This window comes from Hymenobacter yonginensis (assembly GCF_027625995.1).
Classification (GTDB): Bacteria; Bacteroidota; Bacteroidia; order Cytophagales; family Hymenobacteraceae; genus Hymenobacter; species Hymenobacter yonginensis.
Genome location: NZ_CP115396.1, coordinates 501,335 through 519,066, shown reverse-complemented (window position 1 = coordinate 519,066; position 17,732 = coordinate 501,335). Strand labels below are relative to the sequence as shown.

The window sequence follows — 17,732 nt, the reverse complement described above, 5'->3', positions numbered from 1 at the left end:
GGGCGCGTCGTTGCGTCTATTCTGGGCCGGGGTTGAGGGAGGCCACGGCAACGGCCCGCAGCCTGCATGGCGCGGGCCTGCCCGTTAGTTGCCGAACTTGCCGACCTTTGGCGGATTCATTCTATCGCTGCTGCATGCGTACTGTATTAGTGACCGGCTCGGCCGGCTTTATTGGCTCTCATCTCAGCGAGCGGCTGCTGGCCGACGGCTACCGCGTAGTCGGCATCGACAATTTCGACCCGTTCTACGGCCAGACTATCAAGGAGAGTAACCTGGCCGCGCTGCGGCAGCACCCGCACTTTAGCTTCTGCCAGGCAGATCTGCGGCAGGGCACGGCGGCGCTGCAGGCAGCACTGCCGGCTGCGTTTGCGTACGATGCCGTGGTTCACCTGGCCGCCAAGGCCGGCGTGGGCCCCTCGCTGCGCGAGCCGGCAGCCTACATGGAAAACAACGTGCTGGGCACCACCCACCTGCTGGAATGGATGCGGCAGCAGGAAGTCAAGACGCTGGTATTTGCGTCGTCGTCGTCGGTGTACGGCAACACGCCGCGCACGCCGTTCCGGGAAGAAGAGTCGCTGCTGGCGCGCAGCATCTCGCCCTACGCCGCCAGCAAGCTGGCCGGCGAAGCCCTCACCTTCACCTATCATCATCTGTATCAGCTGAGCGTGCTGAATGCGCGCTTCTTCACGGTGTATGGCCCGCGCCAGCGCCCCGATCTGGCCATCCATAAGTTTGCGCGCCTGCTGCGGGCCGGCCAGCCCATTCCGGTGTACGGCGACGGCAGCATGGCCCGCGACTACACCTTCGTGGCCGATACCGTGGATGGCATCGTGCGCGGGCTGGAGTACCTGCTGGCCCACCCCGGCACCTACGAAACCGTGAACCTGGGCAACAGCCAGCCGGTGCCGCTGCTGGAGCTGGTGGCCGCCATCGGCGAGGCCGTGGGCGTGGCGCCGGTGCTGCAGTTCCAGCCCACCCAGGCCGGCGACGTGGATATAACCTACGCCGACAACGAAAAGGCCGCCCGCCTGCTGGGCTACCAGCCGCAAACCACTCTGGCCGAGGGCTTGCGGCAGTTTGTTGGCTGGCTGGATACTCAGGCTGCCCCGTCCGAACTGGCCCCGGCCGCTCTCACTCCCCGTTCCTAGCGCCTGATGTCCACCGGTTTGTTTGCTGATTTCGAGAGCCCGCGGCTGCGCGTGGCTTTGGTGGCGCTGGTGTGCGCCTTTTCCTTTTTCGTGAACCTGGGCCAGGCCGAGGTGAACCTGATGGAAGCCCGCAACTTCGTGGCGGCCCGCGAAATGGCAGCCGGCGGTTCCTGGATCATCCCGACCATGAACGGCGCGCTGCGCCTAGCCAAACCGCCCCTGCCAACCTGGGCCGTGGCCGGCGTCATCAAGCTCACCCACCAGCCAGCCAACCCGGCGCTGCTGCGGCTGCCCGCGGCCATCATGTCGACGCTGCTGGTGTTTTTCTTCTGGGGCTTGCTGCGCGAGCTAACCCGGCAGCTGCCCGGCGAGACTGAGGCCCCGGGCCGCACCGCCTGGCTGGGGGCCCTGGTGCTGGCCAGCAGCCTGCTCATGATTACGGTGGGGCGCGAAGGCCACTGGGACATTTTCGCCAACAGCCTGATGGTGGGCACGCTCTGGGCGCTGGCCCGGGCCTGGAACGCGGCCAAAGGCAGCGGCGGGTGGTTTGCGCTCAGCGGCCTGCTGCTGGGCGGCGCCATCCTCAGCAAAGGCCCCGTGACGCCCTACGCTATGCTGCTGCCGTTTCTGGTAGCCTTTGGGGTGCCACGCCTGCACCCAGAGCGCGGCCCGCTCACGTCCGCCCGCAAGCGCGGCCTGCTGCTGCTGGCGGCGCTGGGGCTGCTGGTAGGGCTGGCTTGGCCGACGTATCTCGCCGTTCAGGATATGGTGGCGCCGGCCGCGCTGGCCGTGGCCCGGCTGGAGGCCACCTCGTGGGTGGAGCGCCACTCCCGCCCGTTCTGGGACTACTGGAACTTCGCAGTGTTTGCCGGCATCTGGGCGCCGGTGGCGTTGGCGGTGCTGGCGGTGCGGTTTGCGCGGCCCCGCGCCGGCCGCTACGTGCCCTACACCACCGCGCTGGCTTGGCTGCTGCTTTCCCTGCTGCTACTGAGCCTCGTGCCCGAGAAAAAGGAGCGCTACATGCTGCCCCTGATGCCGCCGCTGGCTATTCTGATGGCGGGGCTGCTGCGCCACTTTGAAACCGTGCTGCGCCAAAACCCCACGCAGCAGCCCGAAACCCGGCTGCTCCGCATCTGGGCTGGCCTGCTGACGCTGCTGTTTGCGCTGGTGCCGGTGGCAATGGCCGTGGCAAACCTGCCGGGCTTTGGCATCGGTTCGTTGCCGTTTGGCTGCGCGCTGGTGCTGTTCTGGGGGCTGGCCGTGGTGCTGGGCCGCACATTGCGCCAAGTAGTGCGGCCAGTGTTTGTGATGGGCGTGGCGCTGACGGCCATGGCGGTGCTGGTGTCGCTGATTCTGCCGGCGCATGCGGTGTGGTCGGAGCGCAAGGCTGAGCCGGGCCTGCGCCGCTCCGATGCCTTGCAGCACAACCCGGCGCTGGCCCGCTTGCCCTGGTACACGCTGGAAGAGCTGCACATCAAGGAAGTGTGGCGCGCCGGCCGCGCCGCGCCCTCCTGGCCCCGCTCCGCCGACTCCGTATTGCTGCGCCCCACCCGCCCGATAGCCGTACTCACCGGCTCGAAAATAGCCCGGCAGCTGCCCGCCACCTGGCGCAACCAGGTCCGCCTGCACGTCGTCGACAGCTTTTACCTCGACCGGAACCGCGACGGCGGCTTCTGGCGCGTATTCATCGTAGAGCCGAAATAAGTTGTTAGTTGCCAGTAGCGCGAACTTTGTAATTCGCGTCCCCGCACCGTTGCAATTGCGTGAACAGCGCGGAGACGCGAACTACAAAGTTCGCGCTACTGGCAACTACCCCTGCTGCTCACGGCGCAGGAGCACGATGTTGCGGGCGTAGACCACGGTACCGAAAATGTTTCCCACAATCAGCACTATATCAACGGGGCGGCGCAGGATGGCGTAGGTCAGAATCATCACTGAGCCCACCAAACTCACCACCCAGAAGCTCAGCGGCAGCACCGACTCGCCCTTGCGCTCTGAGTACAGCCACTGGTACACAAACCGCAGCAGAAACACGGCCTGTCCTACCGCGCCCAGCAGCAGCACGCCGGCCGGAATGCCGTGGCTGAGCATGGCCCGCAAACTAAAATGCTGGTTGCCAACGGCAAACCACCCCAGCATAGCCAGCGGAAACACATAGGCCCCCACCCGAAACGGCGCGCTCAGCTTGCGCCACTCGCCCAGCAGCTGCAGGTTGCGGATGTAGATGGCGTAGCTGACCAGCTGCGCGGCCAGAATCACGGGGTCCTGGCGCAGCATGCCGTAGATAATCATCAGAAACGACGAAATCAGGCTGATCTGCCAGAACAGCGTGGGTACCAGCACCCGCTTGGCCCGCTCGCTCTGCACCCATTGCAGTACAATGCGGCTACTGAACAGCAGCTGCGAGGTAAGCCCGATACCTAGCGCTACCTGCGTGGCACTAAGCATGCGCTTCGGGGCGGTGCTGCTCCCCTATTTCGTAGTTTTTCCAGCGGCTCCGGATCCAGCGGAAGCCAAACGTGTCCACCAGCGGCTTCCAGGCGCGGTTCCAGAGGTTGTACTTGGCCGTGCCGGCGAAGCGTGGGAAGTGCCGCACCGGCAGCTGCTTCACGCGGCCGCCCTGCAGCTGCACCAGCGCCCCCAGGAAGCGGTGCATGCCATGGAACAGCGGCAGGCGCCGGGCATACTCAATCTTCATGATTTTCAGTGGGCAGCCGGTGTCCTCGATGCCGTCGTTGATGAGCGTGCGGCGCACGGTGTTGGCAATTTTCGAGGACAGCTTCTTCACCACCGTATCCTGGCGCTTGGCCCGGATGCCGTTCACCATATCGTACTCGGGCAGGAACTCGAAGAACTGCAGAAAGTCCATCGGTGTGGTCTGGATGTCGGAGTCGATGTAACCCACCAGCGTGGTGCGGCAGTGGTCGATGCCGGCTTTGATGGCCGTGCTCAGGCCCCGGTTTTCGCTCAGGCTGATGAAGTGGTAGACCGGGTTCTGGCGCGTGATGTCGCGCAGCAGGGCCAAAGAGCCGTCCTTGGAGCCGTCGTTGATGAACAACACGGTGGTGGGCACGGGCGTCTGGGCCAGAAATTTATCCATCTCCACCACAAACTGCGGCAGGCTTTCTTCTTCGTCGTACACCGGCACGAGCACGGTGAGGGTTTGCTGGGAAAGATACGTGGCAGCAGCGGGCGGTTGGGGCATAAGCAATAGGGCAGATCAGAAAATCAGCGGCAAAGATACGCAACCCATACTGGCAGATTCGGCCCGAAGTTGCAGCCACCCCAATCTGGGGCAGCCACAATATTCGCCATCCAAGTTCGTATAGGGTTACGTCTCTGTTTCTACTGCTATTTTTACATCCGTATGCCTGCTTTCTATGCGCTGGCGCTGAGCGCCGCCACCCTGCTGTCTGCCCCCGACACCATCCTTGCTACCACCCCACCCCAGCAGATCATCAAGCTGGGCATACAGGGCTTCGGGCCTGGTTTCTATGCCCTGACCTACGAGCGGCAGCTGTCAACCCAGTGGTCGGTGATAGGCAGTGTGGGCTACTTTGGCTACTCGCAGCGCAGCGGCACCATCTTCTACGACTACGATGGGAGCATCGTGGAAGACAACTACACAACGCGGGAGCGGTTCTATAATACCAACGTGCAGCTGCGCCGCTACTTCCGGCGCCACAAAATCCGGCCGCTGGCCGGCTGGTTTGCGGCCGCCAACCTGCACACCTACCTGCGCAACAGCAGAGAGCAGCACTCCCGCTACACCAACCTGAACTACAACCGCTCCCGCACCACCGCGCAGGTGCAGTTCCTGCTGGGCCGGCAGTCGTCGTTGGGCCGCCGCCTGACGCTCGACAGCTACCTGGGCCTGAACCTGCGGCGGCGGCAGTCAGCCTCGCTTAACAGCACGGGGGGCGTGTGGCTTGAGGGCGGTGTGGGCCTGCAGGTGGGCTATCGGTTCCAGCCGCTGGCCCGCCGCTAGCGTTTGCGCTAACGCCGGCGCTGGCATGGGCGGCGCGCAGGCCCTACCTTTACAGCCCATGCCACCGCTCTACAACCGCCGTTCCGAACCGGGTTTGCCGGCTACTCCGCCGCCGCCCATGGCTTTGCCGCTGGCCGAGCTGCTGCTGCGCGTGAAGCAGACCCTGACCGAGCGGTTTGCCGACTCTTATTGGGTGGTGGCCGAAATTGCCGACCTCACGCTGCCGCGCTTTGCCGGCGCCCACTGCTACCTCACCCTCACCGACCAGCACCAGACCGGCCGCGGCGCCCAGCTCAAGGCCCAGGCCCGCGCCACCATCTGGAGCCAGCGCTACCAGCAACTGGCCCCGGCCTTCGCCGAGCACACCGGCCAGGAGCTGCGCCCGGGCCTGAAAATCATGCTGCGGGTGCAGGTGAAGTTCCACGAGCAGTACGGCCTGAGCCTCGACGTGCTGGCCCTCGACCCCACCTACACCGTAGGCGAGTTGGCCCGGCAGCGCCTCGAAACTATCCGCAAGCTCGAAGAAAAAGGCTTGCTGGAGCGGCAGCGGGCGTTGCCGCTGCCCCTGGCCCCGCAGCGGCTGGCCATCATCTCGTCGCCGACGGCGGCGGGCTTCCAGGATTTCGTGCGCCAGCTGGAGGAGTCAGCGTATGCGTTTTCGCTGGCCTTGTTTCCGGCCGCCATGCAAGGCGACGACGCCCCGGCCAGCATCCGGACGGCGCTGGACGCCATCCGGCCCCACCGCCAGCAGTTTGATGCCGTGGTGATTATCCGGGGCGGGGGCTCCAAAACCGATTTACTGGCCTTCGACGATTACGGGCTGGCGGCGGCCATTGGCGCGTTTCCGCTGGCCGTGCTCACCGGCATCGGGCACGAGCGGGACGAGGCCGTGGTGGACATGGCTGCGCACCTGGCCCTGAAAACCCCTACCGCCGTAGCCGCCTTCCTCTCCGACCGGCTGGCCCGCCTCGATGCCGTGTTTGAGGGCTACGGCGCCCGGGTGCAGGAGCTGGCCCAGCAGAGCCTCTACGCCGCCGCCGCCCACCTGGATAGACTGGGGCGCCGCACCCACCAAGCCGCCCAAAGCTGCCTACACGACCATCATTCGGCGCTGCGTCAGCGCGTGCGCGCTACGGCGCCGCTGGCCCGGCAGCGCCTGCGGCAGCAGGAGCTGCTGCTCAGCCAGCAGCGCCAAGCTCTGCAGCGGGCCGCCCACCACGCCGCCGAAGGCCAGCACCGCCACCTGCGCCGCCTGGGCCAGCTGCTGGCCCGGCGCTTCCGCTATTTGCACCGCCGCCGCCGCGAGCAAGTGCTCACGCGCCGCTTCCAGCTGCAGCTGGCCGCCGAGCGCCTGCTACACCGCGCCGAAATCCGGCTGCTGGAAATGGCGAGGAAGTAATGAGGTGATGAAGTGATGAGGTCATCACCCTATCACCTCATAACCCCATCACCCCATCACCTCATAACCCCATCATACAAAATCACCTAAATGGAAACCACCTACCGCGACGCCATAGCAGAACTGGAAACTATTCTGCGGGCCCTGGAAACCGACACCGTGGACGTAGACGAGCTAACGGCCCGCGTGCAGCGCTCGGCCACGCTCATTCGCCTGTGCAAGCAGAAGCTGCGCACCGCCGAAGACGCCATCGACCGGGTATTCGAGAACCTCGACCAGGACGAGGAACTGCCCGAGCCTGAAGCCCCCGCCCCTACGCCACCCGCCAAGCGCGCCCCCAAAACCCCGCGCGATATCAGCGGCGGCCTGCTGTTTTAGCAGCTGCCGAAGCCGGCAACAGGCATTGCGAAAAAAGGAGGCTTGCATACAATGATGTTTGCCCTATATTTGAATGGGGCAAATCAGTGCAGCTTTTGTCCCATTCCGTTCTGCTCCTCTACACACCGCTTACCTGTTGCGCATGAATCCCCCACTCCACTCCGACGACGAAGAGGCAACCATCGGCCAATCCATCACCCTCGACGAGGCCAAAGCCTGGACTGCCACCTACCAGCACGATAATCCGGACCAGTTGCGCTCGGTGTACTTCTCCAACAGTGTCTTCACCGAACTGATGGCCCAGCCCAACACCAAGGGCATTCGCATCTACCTGGCTAACAACGGCAACGCCGACACCATGGTGCTGGTCAGTGCCAACTCCACCGCTGACTTGGTAGACGAAGGCTATAAGTTGTTTGACAACGGTCAGCTCAGCCCTCCCAGTATAATAGACAGCCCGCTGCAACACTAATCCTGCTGCCATGCCAACGCCGGAATCTGCTGAATTGATGCAACTGTTTTATGCGCTGGGCTACCTTGGTCAGGCATCAATAGTAGTGCCGATAGTAGTTGGATTTCGGCGTCGGCAGCAACTGGCACCGGCTCCCCGGGGCATCTTTTACTGCTGTCTGATGTGGCTGGTGATAATGGCGTGTGGGGAATTCGCTCGCCTAGCCTGGCATTACAATGTTGTCATCTGGGATGCGCTAGAAATCCTGGAAATGTGGTTCATCGGGGTAGCCTACCACCGCGTCCTACGGTTTCGGCTCCGCCGCTACTTTCTGCCGCTAGGCATTCTGTATACGGCGTTTGCACTACTCGATACCTTCGTGTTGCACGGCCTGATGCTGCCAATTACCTATACAACTGTGCTTAAAAGCGTCCTTATTATAGCGCTGACCTTGCTGTATTTCGAGCAGATGCTACGGGAGCTGCGCAATGTCCGGCTGGAGCGCGACCCTATGTTTGTCATCAGCGTGGCCCTGTTGCTCTACTACGCTGGTACGGTTGTAGCCTTCATAATGCGGGCCTATTTCATCGACCAAAATGCGCTATTGCAGATACAGAAAGTATACGCCGTCAACTCCGTGCTCAATCTGGTCATGCATGGGCTTATTGCGCGGGGTTTCTGGCTGGCGGGGCGGCAGCCGCAGTTGGCCGTAGAGCCGTTGACGGCGGCCACGGCTCAACAGCCGGCTTAGCGTGCAATCCAGCGGGACAGGCCTCTTACGAATCGTTTGTACTTCCTGCTACGCCTATTATGCCGGACCTGAGCGACATCATGTACTGGCTGCGGGTGCTGTATCTCGTCTGTCAGGCGTCCATTCTGATACCAGTGGTAGCCGGGCTGATATGGCGGCGACGTTTGCCACGCAACTTGCGTAGTTTGGTGTACTGTTGCCTGATGTGGCTGGTGCTGATGAGCTTCGGCGAATACGCCAGCTGGGCCTGGGGCAACAACAACGGGGTGTATCAGTTGGTCGACATCCTAGAACCCTGGTTTATCGGCGCGGCCTACTACCACACGCTGCGGCGACCCTGGCGGCGCTACTTTCCGCTGATTGGGATGGTGTTTACGGCGCTGGCGCTGTTCGACTACTTTGTGCTCAGCGGCTTGTGGCAGGCCATCACGCAGACGCTCATTTTCAGTGATAAATATGCTACCCTGCTCAGGTATATCCTGATGATCGGGCTACTGCTGCTGTATTTCGAGCAGTGCCTGTCGGAACTGCACCCTAGGAGTTTATGGCAGGATGCCATGTTTGTGGTCAGTGTGGGGTTCTTGCTGTTCTACACCAGCACGCTCATGCTATTCCTGACCAAGCACCTGATTCTGGGGCCCGAGCGGCGCCTAGTATTCGCAGGGCTGGGCGTAGTCAATCTGGGTCTGCACGTGCTGCTGGCGCGGGCCTTCTGGCTGGGCCGCCACCCGCCGCCGGCTGTTGTAGGCGCAGGTTTGCCGCTTTAGACTTCGCCAATAGCAGTTGGCGGGCAGCTTCAGTTTGTACCTTGCGTAGTGGATTGTCTCACGAGGCGTATGTTTCTCGCTGCTTCCACTTGCTATGCCCGACCTGAGCGACATTATATACTGGCTGAAGGTGCTCTATTTTGTCTGTCAGGCATCCATTCTGGTACCGGTGGTGGCCGGGCTGCTGTGGCGGCGGCGGCTGCCGCGCAACTTGCGCATCCTAGTTACTTGCTGCCTGATGTGGCTGTTGCTGATGGGTTTTAGCGAATACGCCAGATTGGCTTGGCATAACAATAATGGAGTAAATGAGCTGATTAGCATTCTGGAATTCTGGTTTATCGGGGCGGCCTATTACCACACGCTACAGTTTTCCTGGCAGCGCTACTTTCCCTTGATTGGAACAGTATTTACAGGGCTGGCGCTGTTTGACTTCTTCGTGCTCAGCCACCTGTGGCAGGCCATCACACAAACCCTTATTTTCAATGACACCTATACTACCCTGCTCAAGCACATTCTGATTATCGGGCTGGTACTGCTGTATTTCGAGCAGATCTTGCTGGAACTGCGCTCCACCAGCCTCTGGCAGGATGCCATGTTTGTAGTCAGTGTAGGGTTCCTACTGTTCTATTCGAGCACTATCACGCTGTTTCTGACGAGCCACCTGATTCCGGGTCCCGAGCTTCGCCTGGCGTACGCAGGGCTGAGCGTCGTTAATCTGGGGCTGCACCTACTCCTGACGCGGGCCTTCTGGCTGGCGAGCCGTCCTGGCCGCGCCCTCGGCTAAGCAGCAACTGCACGTTGCCGGAGGCTCCCACTCTCAACACATCAGCCACAGATAGCCGCCGGCAGCCTACTTGAAATTGCAGCTGGACTGTGGTGATTTCAGATGTAGCACCGTACTTTTCCGATCAGCTGGCATAAGCAAAGCATGGAGGGGCAGTTTGCCGTGTTGGGATTACCGGGGCAAAATCCAGTAGCTTTACTTTCTATCTTCCTCGCTTTTGTCTCCTTGCTGCCTGCCCTGGTAATTATTCTCGTCACCCGGCGTTTGTCTTTTTCGCGTTCATGAACAACTGGCTGATTCCGGTACTGCTGGCTACTCCGGTGCTGCTGTTGCTGGCGCTGGGTATCGTGGCGTTTGTGCTGCGCTACCAGCGCCGGCTGCTGCGGCAGCAGGAGCAGCTTCGGCAAGCCCGCGAAATGGGCCAGCAGCAAGCACTGGAAGCGGCCCTGCTGGCGCAGGAAGAAGAGCGCCGCCGCATTGCCGCCGACCTGCACGACGGCGTGGGCACCACCCTGGCCATTGTGAAGCTGCACCTGAGCACGCTGGGCCAGCCCACCTACACCCAGGAAGCCACCGCCCTGCTCGACCAGGCCATCACCGAGGTGCGCCGTATTTCGCGCAACCTGCTGCCGGCGGCCCTGCAGAAGTTCGGGCTGCCGTTTGCGCTGGATGCCCTGGCCCGCACCGTGCCCGCTGATGGCGCCACCCACCTCACGCTGGAGCAGAAAGGCCAGCCCCGCCGCCTCGACCCCAAATACGAGCTGATCGTGTACCGCGTGGTGCAGGAGCTGCTCGGCAACGGCCTGCGCCACGCCCACGCCGAAACCATCCACATCGTCGTCGACTTCGGTCCCGACGTGCTTTCCGTTCACTACTCCGACGACGGGGTTGGCTTCGACCCCGCGCTGGTGGAAGCGGCGCCGCTGCCTGGCGCCCGCACTGGCCATGGCCTCACCAACCTGCGCAGCCGCGTAGCCGTGCTGCAAGGCACCCTCCGCTACGAGTCGGAAACGGGGGCTGGTAGCCGCGTTTGGATATCCTGCCCCCTTCCGTATCTTACTACCAATCAGGCTCCTGCCTTTTCTCCCGCCCTATGACACCTGCTACTATTCGTCTTGCCGTTACCGACGACCACATCCTTTTCCGTAAAGGCCTGCGGGCGCTGATCAGCGGCTTCCCGGGCATGGAAGTGCTCTTTGAAGCCGGCGACGGCGAGGAGCTGCTCCAGCGTCTCGACCAAGGCAACCTGCCCGACGTTATCCTCATGGACCTGCAGATGCCCAACCTCGACGGCCTGCAGACCGTGCGCCTGCTGCGCGCCCAGTACCCGCGCATCCGCGTCATCATCATCTCCATGCACGACGAGCCCGAGCTGATTGAGAGCCTCAAAGCCGAAGGGGCCCACGGCTACCTGCTCAAAAACGCCAGCCCGGAGGAAGTACGCGGCGCCATTCTGGCCGCCTACAACAACAACGAGTCGCGCCCGGCACTGGCTACGCTGTAGAGTAGCTGAGTAGCTGATTTCATTCATCCGATAAAGCAAAAGCGTCGGTTGCCAGATGGCAGCCGACGCTTTTGCTTTTCCACGGGCTTTACAGCCTGTTGCCATGCCTCACCGCCACAACGCAAAAGCGCCGCCCCCCCTCAGGAAGCCAGCGCTTTTGCGTGGAGATACAGAAACTATTCAGTTACTCCATCACGCAGCCACTCTACAGCGTAGCCGACAAACCTACCGTGAACGTGCGGCCCCGGTTGAAGAACGCCTGGATCAGGTTGGGGTCGACGACGTTGGAGTTGTTGCGGTTCGAAACGTCGGTGAAGTAGTACTCGTCCAGCACGTTGAGCACCGAGGCCTTCAGGCCCAGCTTCACCCGGTCGTTGAACAGCGGCTTGATGTCGTAGCCGAAGTGCAGGTCGAGGTTGCGGCTGGTGGGCAGGCGGTAGGAATCGGTGCGCGTGGCCGGGTTCACGATGTTCTCGGGATTGAAGGCGGCGTAGTACTTGGTGAACAGCAGGAACGACGGCCGCACGTACAGCCCGCGGATCGGCTCGTAGCGGAGGCCCAGCTGGAACTGGTTCTGGGCAGCGTCGCCTACGTGGGTGTTGTCGAGGTACACGCGCTGGTCGAGTTGGGTGCCGGGAATCGGGTTGCCGCCTTCGTCGGTTTGGTTGAGCAGGCCTTCCCCGATCCAGCGCCAGTCGCCGAGGGCAATGGCGGCATTCAGCTGCAGGCGGCGGCTGATTTCCTGCGCCACGCTCAGCTCCACGCCCATGTGGCGGGCATCCACGTTACGCACCGAGCTGTACACGGCCTCGCCGGTGGCCGTGCTCACCGAGTTGGTGGCTTTGTTGGCCCACAGCGTGTAGTACGTGTTCAGCGTAGCCTTCATGCTGGGGTAGTTGATGCTGTAGCCCAGCTCGATGCTGGTGATGCCCTCGGGGCGCACGTTCGGGTAGAGCAGGCCCTGCGTGGTGTATACCTGGTTGAAGAAGGGCACCTTGCTGTTGTAACCCACGTTCAAAAACAGGTTGTTGAACTCGGTGAGGTTGTAGTTGGCCCCGGCCTTCACGCTGTAGCCAGTGTAGCGGGCCCAGTCGGTTTCTACAGTGCTGCCGTCGGCGGCCGTGTACACGCGGCCGTCGGCGGCGGTGTAAGTCTGGCCGAAGCCCACGGGCCGGTTGGCGCCGTCCACGTTCACCACTTTGGGCTGGAAGTAGTCGAAGCGCTTGTAGCCGATGCGCGACACCGTGCCGCTGACCACGGCCGACAGCACCGGCGTTTTGTATTCCAGCTGCGCGTAGCCGCCCAGCCACTGGGTTTTGCCGTCGTAGTTGTAGCTGATTTTGTCGCCGATGCCCAGCCGCGAGGTCGGGGCCGAGTTACGGTCGGCAATGTTGAGGGCGTAGGTGCCGCCCAGCAGGTCGCGGATTTCGCGGTAGTGCAGGCCGTAGTACGTGCGCCCATCCACCCCGGCCGACAGCGTGAGCTTGTCGTTGAGGGTATAGTCGGCGCCAGTTACGAAGCCGTACCAGCGGTGGCTGTTCACGTTGTTGACCAAAAACTGGGTGGCGCGGCGGCCTTCCCCGAAGATGGTGTCGTTGCGGCCGGTAGTTGGGTTGCGCGTCACCGACACCAGGTCGTAGTTGCGGGCGTTGCGGTTGAAGATACCCTGGAAATCCGTCTGACCCGTGGCCGAGCTGGTGCTGATGGTGCTGGAGTTGCCGCTGGTCAGGCCGCTTACGCCACCGCCGCGCCCGTAGGAGGCATATACCACCGTCGACACGAACAGCCGGTCGTTCACCTGCCAGAAATCGTTGAGGTTGATCTGGGGCTTGTGGTAGAAGTTGCTGCGCTCGTTGAGCACCTCCGTGTCCTGCACGTTGCTGATCTGGCGCGTAACGGGGTTGCGGTCGTAGCGCTGCAGCGTGCCCCAGAACGGGTTGTACTTGAACCCTTTGTCGCCGTTGGCTACGGGGTTGGCGCCCAGCTCGCGGGCTTTGGCCTCGGAGTACAAGCCCACCTGCGACTGAAACGAGCGGGTGCCGTGGCTTTGCGGCGAGCCCAGCCCAGTCAGCGAGAGGCGGTGGCTACCCAGCTTCTTGCTGACGTTGCCGAAGTACGTCCAAGCGTCGTCGAAGGCGTTGGTCACCCAGCCATCGGAGGTGCGGCGCGAGCCGTAGAACGTGAAGGCCCAGTCGCCTTTGAGCGTGCCGCTGCTCAGCATCAGCGAGGCTTTGCGGTAGTTGTTGGAGCCGGTTTCGAGGCGGGCCAGCATGCTGCGCTTGTCGTCGAAGCCGCGCGTCAGCACGTTGATGGTACCGCCCACTGAGGGCACCGCAATGCGCGAAGCCGACAGGCCGCGTTGCACCTGCAGGCTCTTGGTTACGTCGCCCAGGTCCCAGTTCGACCAGAACACCTGGCCGGTTTCCATGTCATTCACAGGCACGCCGTTCACCATCACGGCCACGTTGCGCTGGTCGAAGCCGCGGATGTTGATGCGCGAGTCGCCGGTACCGCCGCCGCCCTGGGTGGCGTACACGCCGGGCGTTTCGTTGAGAATCATCGGCAGGTCGCGGTTCGACAGCGTTTCGCGCAGCTTCACTTCGTTCACGGCCGAAAAAGCTACCGGCGTGGAGCGCTCCACGGCAATACCCAGCGAGCCTACCACCTGCACCTCGCTGAGCGTGGCGTTGTCGGAGTTCAGCGAGAAGGTAGCCACGGCGTTTTGGCTGCCAATCGTGACTTTCTGCTCGCCCATTTTGTAGCCGATAAACGAAGCCCTGACCACGTAGGTGCCGGGCTTGAGGTTGGGCACCGTGTAGGAGCCGTTTACCTCGGTGCCGGCGCCGGTGTTCACGCCGTTGCCGCTGATCTGGACGGTGGCCCCGGGCAGGCCCTCGCCGGTTAGCTTATCGAGCACCCGGCCCCGAATGGAAAAGGTACTTTGGGCTTCCGCCGAAACGACAGCCAGCGAGGTGAAAAGGAAAGTCAGTAAGGGTTGTTTCATACCAGAAAGCAGGAAGCGCGGGGTTTGCGCTTAGCAAAGGTAAGGGATTGAAGGGGAGCCGAAAAACAGAAGCGCGGGGTTTGCGGGAAGCTGCCGGACGGCCGTACATTTGGCTGTATTCTACCATTGTGTTTTCTATCTGATTCCAGCTCTATCTTCTTCTCATATGCGCTTAATATTCCTGCTGCAAATCGGCATCAGCATTCTGCTATGTATAGGTTGCGGCCCGGCTACTGCTCAGCTCTTACCGGGGGCGCCAGTGGTCATCAGCCTGCAGACCGAGCTGCAGAATCTGTCCGTATCGGGCGTGTATGTGGAGCAGGTGATTGACGCCCGGCCTACCGCCGGGCCGCTGGGCCTGGTAGTGCGCGGCCTGAACAGCACGCTGCGGGAAGTGGACCTGCAGCAGGGCTTGGTGCCGGAACTGGCCGGGCTCCTGCAAAACCGCCTTCCGGCAGCCGGGGCCCGGCCTGTTGTGTTGCGCATTCTGTCCGTAGGCGTGGCGGAGGCGCCCGTTGGCAACTTTCGCGTGCAAATGGCGGCTGAGCTTTCCGCCGAATGGTACGCCCGCCAGCCCGATAGCACCTATTATCTGCTGTGCCGCACCTCCCGCACCACGCAGCGAATCAGCAGCGCGGAGCCGAAAACCAGCCACATGGCTAACCTGGGGGCATTGCTGGAAGCCAGCTTACAGCAGATGGCGGGCTTCGACTGGGCGGCGCAGCAGGCCGCTAGCCCGCGCTGCGAGGCCGCGGCGTTGCGGCGCCGGCTACCAACCCAGACCTACCCTATCCAGAGCGAAGAGCGCCTGCGCCCGGGTGTGTACAGCAACTTTTTCGAGTTTCGCTACAACGCACCGGGCCGGCCAGGCAACGTGCAGGCCGACGCCCGCGCCTACCAGACAGCCGAGTGGCAGGGCCTGCGCGCCGTATCGCCGTTTATGCTTACGCCAGAAGGCCAGCACGTGGCAGTAGAGCAAGCTTAGGGCTTCTGCGACGGCCAGCAGCTATACATCCGTTTCGGCGCCGATTACTTTTTGCTGGAAAAGCGCGGCACGGCCTTCCTGTTTTTCGCGCCGGCGCTCTACAACAATAACAACACGCTGCTTTTTAACGGTGGGCCGCCCAAGCATGCCTATTCGCTTAATCTGTTCAGTGGACTTACCACCAATTACGCGGGCCCGTCGAACCTGATTTCTTTGAATAAAGAAGGCCTGGTTACCCATTTGATGGTGTACAGGCGGCGCCAGAAGAATGCTCCCCCGCTGCCGGTACAGCTCAATGGCCAGGCGGCTGGCGAACTGCGGGAAGGCGATTATCTTTCGCTGCCCTGGCACGACAGCAACCAGCCGGTGCGCCTGTGCGTGGGCACCGAAGCCTGCCTGGAGCTGACGCCGAGCTTCAGCGAAGCCAATTATATCGAGTACCTGCCTGGGGCGCCCGCTTCTCTGCAACTGGTGCCGGTGCGCGAAGGCAAAACCCAAGTAACGCGCATGGCCAGCCGCTGAGCGTACTGCGCCAAGTAGCTTTTTATTGTTTGTTTCTGGCATTTCCCTCATCCCTCGTGAAGCTTCTCTACTTACCGCTGCTGCTGCTGCCCCTGGCGGGCTATTCCCAAAGCACCAAGCTGGAAATCAGCCTCGCCCAGCAGGTACTGCCGGCCGCCGGCTCGGCCTTCCACTTCGATAAGCTGGTAGACGCACGGCCTGACCGGACCAGTATCGGCAGCGTGCACCGCGGCCTCGACAACCACCTGGTGCCCGCCACTTTAGGCGGCAGCCTGGAAACCGAACTGACGCCGATGCTCCGGCAGGCGCTGCCGGCCGGCCCGGCTACTCGGCCGCTGGTGGTGCGTATTTACACCCTAGCCGTGCACGAAACCATTACGGCCATGTCGGAAACGGGCAGTGCGGAGGTGGAAATGGACTTTCTGGAAGCCACCGGCCCCGATACCTACCGGCTGCTGCTCAGCGTGTCGGAGCTGGTGGAGGGCAAGGGCCTGGATGTGACCAACAAGCACCCCGACAACATTCGGCGCGCCCTGCAGCAAGGCCTGCAACGGCTGGCGGCGGCCGCGCCACCTGCCTCCGCCCCCACCCTGACGTGGGCGCAGGTGCTGGCCGGCGAGGAAGGCGCGCTGCCGCGCTTCCCGGTGCAAACCCAGCCGCTGCAGCGCGGCATCTACCGGTCGTTTGAGGAGTTCCGCCAGAACGCGCCTACACTTACGGCCGGGCCGTTTGAGCTGCAGCGTAAAACCCGCAAGGGCGCGCAGTGGGCCGGCACCGAGGAAGTGGAAGCCTGGTACCTGCACCTCAGCGACGACCAGCCCCGCCGCCTGGTGCGCGGCGCCTGGGGCCTGAGCGACGGCCAGAATGCCTATATTTTCTTCCAAGGCCGCTACTTGCCCCTGCAGGCCGCCGACAAGTATTACAGCTTCACGGGACACCGGCAGCCAGATGGCAGCAACGTGCTGGCCGGGGCGATGCTAGGGGGCCTGGCCGGGGCAGCCATTGCCGGCAGCATCGGCACCAACCAGCCGCAGCTGTATGAGTTGCGGCTAGCCTCGGGCCGAATAGCGACCAGCCTGCAGCCCGTCGGCGCAGATGGTTTTGCCGCCGCCGACACCGCTGCCATCTACCTGTACCGCCGCGCCGACGCCGGGCCTGCCGCGCCCCTGCGGGTGCTGGTGGACGGCAAAGAGGCGGGTCAACTGGGGCCGGGCCAGTATCTGGCTTTCAGCTGGCGCGACAAGCGCCGCGACATGGCCATCTGCGTGCAGGGGGAGCAAGAGAAATGCCACACGTTTATGCCGCTGTTCGGTACCACTACGTTTCTGGCCTGCGCCCCGGGCAGCAGCACCACGGCCCCAACCGTGCAGCCGGTGGCAGCCAAGGAAGGCCTGTTCCAACTCAAGCACATTAAAGCCCGCGAGAAAAGGCCCGCCAACTAGCGCGGCTATTCCAGCTCCGCGGTGGGGTCCCAGAACAGGCGCTTGAACTCCTGCACTTCATCCTCGACCACGCGCACGCCTTCGGCCTCCAGGGCTTCCTGCATGGCGGTGGGCGTGGCGAAGTGCAGGCGCCCGGTGAGCTGGCCGTTGCGGTTGATAACCCGATGGGCCGGCACGTAGCCGTCGGCGGTGTGGGCGGCCATCATGGCCCAGCCCACCATCCGGGCACCGTGCCGGGCGCCGAGGTAGTGGGCAATGGCGCCGTAGGTGGTTACGCGGCCGGCCGGCACCAAGCGCACTACTTCGTGCACTTCCTGAAAGAAATTGCGCTGGGCTTCGGTAGGATTACGCGGAATCATTGGGGGAGAGCGGAAAGGAAAGACCGGAGAAATATACGGCATCTGCAGCCCGGACTAAGCATATCGCGCCGGGCGGTCTGCCCAAGCAGGCCCTTACAATTTCAGGAAGCAGGCGCAACCCGGGGCCGATTCTGGTGTCTTAAGCGCATGGCCGGCCAGACCAGTTGGGGCAGGAAGTAAACCCCAGCCAGCTGATTCGCGTTGTCATCCGTTGCCCTGCCCGCACAAACCGGGGCCGTGGCAGACCGGC

At 62.9% G+C, this 17,732-nt stretch carries 18 protein-coding genes; 14 read left to right on the top strand and 4 right to left on the bottom strand.

Going from position 1 to position 17,732, the window contains the following annotated elements:
• Positions 1–134: 134 nt before the first annotated feature.
• Together O9Z63_RS02310 and O9Z63_RS02305 are read left to right on the top strand one after the other, a co-directional pair.
• Entirely contained in the window at positions 135–1,148 is a 1,014-nt protein-coding gene (locus O9Z63_RS02310) for a GDP-mannose 4,6-dehydratase (protein ID WP_270127661.1), read from the top strand.
• A 6-nt stretch (positions 1,149–1,154) separates the two neighbouring features.
• Positions 1,155–2,852: an ArnT family glycosyltransferase gene (locus O9Z63_RS02305; RefSeq protein WP_270127659.1), complete on the top strand. Its 1,698-nt coding sequence runs from the start codon at positions 1,155–1,157 to the stop codon at positions 2,850–2,852.
• 105 nt (positions 2,853–2,957) lie between these two features.
• Here the strand turns inward: O9Z63_RS02305 and O9Z63_RS02300 are convergent, their stop codons facing one another.
• Both O9Z63_RS02300 and O9Z63_RS02295 read right to left on the bottom strand, forming a co-directional pair.
• The gene (locus O9Z63_RS02300; RefSeq protein WP_270127658.1) at positions 2,958–3,596 is read right to left on the bottom strand and encodes a lipid-A-disaccharide synthase N-terminal domain-containing protein; all 639 of its coding nucleotides are present in this window, start codon (positions 3,594–3,596) and stop codon (positions 2,958–2,960) included.
• Positions 3,589–4,353: a glycosyltransferase gene (locus O9Z63_RS02295; RefSeq protein ID WP_270127657.1), complete on the bottom strand. Its 765-nt coding sequence runs from the start codon at positions 4,351–4,353 to the stop codon at positions 3,589–3,591. Before O9Z63_RS02295 ends, O9Z63_RS02300 begins: the two co-directional genes overlap by 8 nt.
• Positions 4,354–4,515: 162 nt before the next feature.
• On the opposite strand from O9Z63_RS02295, the gene O9Z63_RS02290 reads away from it, so the two are divergent.
• The 9 genes from O9Z63_RS02290 (at position 4,516) to O9Z63_RS02250 (ending at position 11,170) form a co-directional block, all read left to right on the top strand.
• Positions 4,516–5,136 (top strand): hypothetical protein, encoded by a 621-nt coding sequence (locus tag O9Z63_RS02290; protein ID WP_270127656.1) that lies wholly within the window; start codon positions 4,516–4,518, stop codon positions 5,134–5,136.
• A gap of 58 nt (positions 5,137–5,194) precedes the next feature.
• A complete protein-coding gene (gene xseA / locus O9Z63_RS02285) occupies positions 5,195–6,535 on the top strand; it encodes an exodeoxyribonuclease VII large subunit (protein ID WP_270127655.1) in 1,341 nt (446 codons plus the stop codon).
• A gap of 90 nt (positions 6,536–6,625) precedes the next feature.
• On the top strand, positions 6,626–6,913 hold the full coding sequence (xseB, locus tag O9Z63_RS02280; RefSeq protein WP_270127654.1) for an exodeoxyribonuclease VII small subunit: 288 nt from the start codon (positions 6,626–6,628) through the stop codon (positions 6,911–6,913).
• Between the two features lie 142 nt (positions 6,914–7,055).
• A complete protein-coding gene (locus tag O9Z63_RS02275) occupies positions 7,056–7,385 on the top strand; it encodes a hypothetical protein (RefSeq protein ID WP_270127653.1) in 330 nt (109 codons plus the stop codon).
• 10 nt (positions 7,386–7,395) lie between these two features.
• On the top strand, positions 7,396–8,115 hold the full coding sequence (locus O9Z63_RS02270; protein WP_270127652.1) for a hypothetical protein: 720 nt from the start codon (positions 7,396–7,398) through the stop codon (positions 8,113–8,115).
• Between the two features lie 59 nt (positions 8,116–8,174).
• The gene (locus O9Z63_RS02265) at positions 8,175–8,882 is read left to right on the top strand and encodes a hypothetical protein (protein WP_270127651.1); all 708 of its coding nucleotides are present in this window, start codon (positions 8,175–8,177) and stop codon (positions 8,880–8,882) included.
• 94 nt (positions 8,883–8,976) lie between these two features.
• Positions 8,977–9,666 carry a hypothetical protein gene (locus tag O9Z63_RS02260; protein WP_270127650.1) on the top strand — a complete coding sequence of 230 codons (690 nt, stop codon included), beginning with the start codon at positions 8,977–8,979 and terminating at the stop codon, positions 9,664–9,666.
• Between the two features lie 281 nt (positions 9,667–9,947).
• The gene (locus O9Z63_RS02255; RefSeq protein WP_270127649.1) at positions 9,948–10,763 is read left to right on the top strand and encodes a sensor histidine kinase; all 816 of its coding nucleotides are present in this window, start codon (positions 9,948–9,950) and stop codon (positions 10,761–10,763) included.
• A complete protein-coding gene (locus tag O9Z63_RS02250; protein WP_270127648.1) occupies positions 10,760–11,170 on the top strand; it encodes a response regulator in 411 nt (136 codons plus the stop codon). Before O9Z63_RS02255 ends, O9Z63_RS02250 begins: the two co-directional genes overlap by 4 nt.
• Before the next feature lie 205 nt (positions 11,171–11,375).
• Here O9Z63_RS02250 and O9Z63_RS02245 read toward each other — a convergent pair whose 3' ends face one another.
• On the bottom strand, positions 11,376–14,174 hold the full coding sequence (locus tag O9Z63_RS02245; RefSeq protein ID WP_270127646.1) for a TonB-dependent receptor: 2,799 nt from the start codon (positions 14,172–14,174) through the stop codon (positions 11,376–11,378).
• A 166-nt stretch (positions 14,175–14,340) separates the two neighbouring features.
• Here O9Z63_RS02245 and O9Z63_RS02240 point away from each other — a divergent pair, with 166 nt between their 5' ends.
• Genes O9Z63_RS02240 through O9Z63_RS02230 form a run of 3 tightly spaced genes read left to right on the top strand, consistent with a single transcriptional unit; the run spans position 14,341 to position 17,123 of the window.
• The gene (locus tag O9Z63_RS02240) at positions 14,341–15,159 is read left to right on the top strand and encodes a hypothetical protein (protein WP_270127645.1); all 819 of its coding nucleotides are present in this window, start codon (positions 14,341–14,343) and stop codon (positions 15,157–15,159) included.
• Positions 15,160–15,210: 51 nt separating this feature from the next.
• Positions 15,211–15,681, top strand: a complete 471-nt coding sequence (locus O9Z63_RS02235) for a hypothetical protein (protein WP_270127644.1) — start codon at positions 15,211–15,213, stop codon at positions 15,679–15,681.
• 56 nt (positions 15,682–15,737) lie between these two features.
• Complete coding sequence (locus O9Z63_RS02230) at positions 15,738–17,123, top strand: hypothetical protein (protein ID WP_270127643.1); 1,386 nt, start codon at positions 15,738–15,740, stop codon at positions 17,121–17,123.
• A gap of 5 nt (positions 17,124–17,128) precedes the next feature.
• Here the strand turns inward: O9Z63_RS02230 and O9Z63_RS02225 are convergent, their stop codons facing one another.
• Complete coding sequence (locus O9Z63_RS02225; RefSeq protein WP_270127642.1) at positions 17,129–17,482, bottom strand: MGMT family protein; 354 nt, start codon at positions 17,480–17,482, stop codon at positions 17,129–17,131.
• Between the last annotated feature and the right edge of the window lie 250 nt (positions 17,483–17,732).